General features: G+C 33.3%; 3 protein-coding genes. All 3 read left to right on the plus strand.

Translation table 11 applies throughout. The annotated features are described in order from the left end of the window. Nucleotides 1-1,384, plus strand: a 1,384-nt coding sequence (gene uxaC, locus ACRC8M_RS09970) for a glucuronate isomerase (protein WP_438529000.1), incomplete at its 5' end; no start/stop codon positions are given. Nucleotides 1,385-1,412: 28 nt separating this feature from the next. Continuing rightward, a complete protein-coding gene (gene uxuA, locus ACRC8M_RS09975; RefSeq protein WP_438529001.1) occupies nucleotides 1,413-2,459 on the plus strand; it encodes a mannonate dehydratase in 1,047 nt (348 codons plus the stop codon). Between the two features lie 27 nt (nucleotides 2,460-2,486). Then, nucleotides 2,487-4,072, plus strand: a 1,586-nt coding sequence (locus ACRC8M_RS09980) for a mannitol dehydrogenase family protein (protein WP_438529002.1), incomplete at its 3' end; no start/stop codon positions are given.

Here is a 4,072-nt window from a genome sequence, read left to right on the forward strand (position 1 = left end):
AGATTTTTTATTAAAAAATGATGTAAGTAAAAAACTATATGAATATGCAGAGAAAATGCCAATATTCGATTATCACTGTCACCTTAATCCAAAGGAGATAGCTGAGAATAAAAGCTATGAAAATATAACACAGATTTGGCTTTATGGAGACCACTATAAGTGGAGAGCTATGAGATCAAATGGTGTAGATGAAAAGTATATTACAGGAGATGCAACTGACTATGAAAAGTTCTTAGCTTTTGCAGAAACTATGGAATACGCTTATGGAAACCCACTTTTCCACTGGTCACACTTAGAGCTTAAGAGATTCTTTGGAATAGAAGAGGTATTAAATAGAAAGACTGCTGAGAGCATCTGGAACAAAGCTAATGAGCTTTTAAAAACAAGTGAATTTACAGCTAAAAGACTTATTGAAAGATCAAATGTAAAAGCACTTTGTACAACAGATGATCCTGCTGATACATTAAAGTTCCATCAGGAAATTTTAAAAGATGAGAATTTTAAAGTAAAAGTTCTTCCAACTTTCAGACCTGATAAGGCCATCTACTTAGAAAAAGATGACTATTTTACTTGGTTAGAAAAATTAGAAACTGTTTCAAATGAAAAAATAGATTCTTTTAAAAAGTTAGTAGAAGTTTTAGAGAGAAGAGTGGAGTTCTTCGTAGAAAATGGTTGTGTTGTAACTGACCACAGTTTAGAGGCACCTTTTTACAGAAGAGATACTGAGAACAAAATAGAGGAGATTTTCGCTAAAAGATTAGCAGGAGAGATTTTAACAAAAGAGGAAGCAGATACTTATAAAACTGAGATCTTCTTAGCTCTTGGAAAAATCTACTACAAAAATGATTTAGGAATGCAACTACACATGGGTGCTCTTAGAAATAACAACGAAAGAATGTTTAAAAAGCTAGGTGCAGATGTTGGTTTTGATTCAATAGCAGATAATAACTATGGAGAGGTTCTATCAAAGTTATTAAACAGTTTAAATGTAAATGGAGAGCTTCCAAAAACAATTCTTTACTGTTTAAATCCAAAGGACAATGAAGTTCTTGGAACAATGATTGGTAACTTCCAAAATAGTGATACTCCAGGAAAGATTCAGTTTGGATCTGGATGGTGGTTTAATGACCAAAAGGATGGAATGATTCGTCAAATGACAGCTCTATCTCAACTGGGACTTTTAAGAAGATTTGTAGGAATGCTTACAGATTCTAGAAGTTTCCTATCTTACACAAGACATGAGTACTTCAGAAGAATACTTTGTAACTTAGTGGGAACTTGGGTAGAAGATGGAGAGGTTCCATATGATGAGGAGATTTTAAAAGCAATGATTGAAGAGATTTGCTTCATCAATGCAAAGAACTACTTTAAGTTAGAAATTTAATTAATATAGATATTTTAAGGAGGAGAAAGTGAAATTATCATTTAGATGGTATGGAGAATCTGATCCAGTAAAACTGGAATATATAAAGCAGATTCCAACAATGGAGAGTATTGTAACAGCTATATATGATGTTCCAGTTGGAGATGTTTGGCCAATGGATAAAATATTAGCTTTAAAGGAGACAGTTGAAAAAGCTGGACTAAAATTTGATGTTATAGAGAGTGTACCAGTACACGAAGATATAAAGTTAGGTATTGGAAAAAGAGATGAGTATATAGAGAACTACAAGCAGAACATAAGAAACTTAGGAGCTGCTGGAGTTAAAGTTATATGTTATAATTTCATGCCTGTATTTGACTGGACTAGATCACAGTTAGATAAAGAGTTAGAGGATGGTTCAACAGCACTTGTTTACTACAAGGATCAAGTTGATGCTTTAGATCCATTAAACAGTAACCTATCACTACCAGGATGGGATTCAAGTTACACAAAAGAGCAATTAGCAGAGCTATTTGCAGGATATAAAAGAATAGGACAAGAGGGACTTTGGGCTAATTTAGAGTATTTCTTAAAAGAGATCATAGGAGTGGCGATAGAGGCTGATGTAAAAATGGCTATTCACCCAGACGATCCACCTTGGCCAATCTTTGGACTTCCAAGAATCATAACATGTGAAGAAAATGTTGATAGATTCTTAGGTCTAGTTGATAGCAAGTACAATGGATTAACTCTTTGTACAGGATCATTAGGATGTGCTAACTTCAACAATATGGAGAAATTAGTAGATAAGTATAGTGCAATGGGAAGAATCCACTTTATGCACGTAAGAAACGTAAAACTTCTTGAGGATGGAGTAAGCTTTGAAGAGTCAGCTCACTACTCAGGGTGTGGATCATTAGATATAGTTAAGATTATGGCAGCACTTCATAAGAATAACTTTGATGGATATTTAAGACCAGATCACGGAAGAATGATTTGGGGAGAAACAGGAAAACCAGGATACGGATTATATGATAGAGCTTTAGGAGCAAGTTATATAACAGGAATTTGGGAAACTCTTTCTAAGTTAAAGTAACAGTTATTAACAAAAGGAGATAGGAAGATGAAATTAAACTTAAAGGATATAAAAAACATAGATGGTTCATTAGGGGTAATAGTACCAAAATATGATATTGAAACGGTAAAAGAGGAAACTTTAAAAACTCCAAAGTGGTTACACTTTGGTGCTGGAAATATCTTTAGAGCATACATGGGGAAAGTACAACAAGTTTTAATTGAAAAAAATCTAGAGAATACAGGGATTATTGTAGCTGAGAGCTTTGATACAGAGATCATTGACAAAGCTTACACACCATTTGATAACTTAACTATCTTAACGACGTTAAATAAAAATGGAGATTTCCAAAATGAGATTATTGGTAGTATCGTTGAATCGATAAAAGCTACTGATGAGAACTTCAACACTTTAGAGGAGATTGTAAAAAAAGATTCACTTCAGATGATCAGTTTTACAATAACTGAAAAAGGATATAACTTAAAAGATCCTTCTGGGAACTACTTTGGAGTTATATTAGAGGATTTCAAAAACGGATTTACTTCTCCAAAGCATGTAATGGCTTTAATTACAAAACTACTTTACTCAAGATTTAAAACTAATGGAACACCAATAAGTTTAGTAAGTATGGATAACTGTTCTGAAAACGGGGATAAAATAAAGGCAGCTGTTTTAGAGATAGCTACTGCTTGGAACACTAATGGATATGTTGAAGATGAGTTCTTAGCATATTTAAAAGATGAGTCTAAAGTATCTTACCCTGTGACTATGATAGATAAAATCACTCCTAGACCAGCTGAAGAGGTACAAATCTCTTTAGAGAAGTTAGGATTTGAAGATATGGCACCAGTTATTACAAATAGAAACAGCTTTGTGGCTCCTTTTGTTAATGCTGAAATACCAGAGTACTTTATAGTTGAGGATAAATTCCCTAATGGAAGACCAAACTTAGAGGCAGCTGGGGTATTTTTAACAGATAGAGAAACTGTTGAAAAAACAGAGAAAATGAAAGTAACTACATGTTTAAACCCACTACATACAACACTTGCAATATTTGGATGTATCTTAAATAAGAAATCAATTTATGATGCAGCAAGTGATGAGGATTTAAACAGATTAATAAAAGAGGTTGGTTATAACGAGGCTTTAAAAGTTGTTGAAAGTCCAAAAATAATTGATCCAAAGGCCTTTATAGATGAGGTTATAGATGAGAGATTCCTAAATCCATATATTCCAGATCAACCAGAAAGAATAGCTACAGATACATCTCAAAAGATAGCTATCAGATTTGGAGAGACTATTAAGTCATACATGGCTGATGAGAATTTAGATGTTAAATCATTAAAATATATTCCACTAGTTTTAGCAGGATGGTTTAGATACCTTTTAGGAGTGGATGATAAGGGATTAGAGAGATCAATTAGTAATGACCCAATGTTAGAGATGCTTAAGGGAGAACTGGTAGGTATTGAGTTTGGAAAACCTGAGAGCTACAAAGGGCAACTAAAAACTGTGCTTACAAATGATAGAATCTTTGGAGTTAACTTAGAGGAAGTTGGTCTTTCAGAATTAATAGAAAATTATTTTGTTGAAATGTTATCTGGGGAGGATGCAGTTAGAAATACTTTACATAA

The organism is Cetobacterium sp. (assembly GCF_051653945.1).
Classification (GTDB): domain Bacteria; phylum Fusobacteriota; class Fusobacteriia; order Fusobacteriales; family Fusobacteriaceae; genus Cetobacterium_A.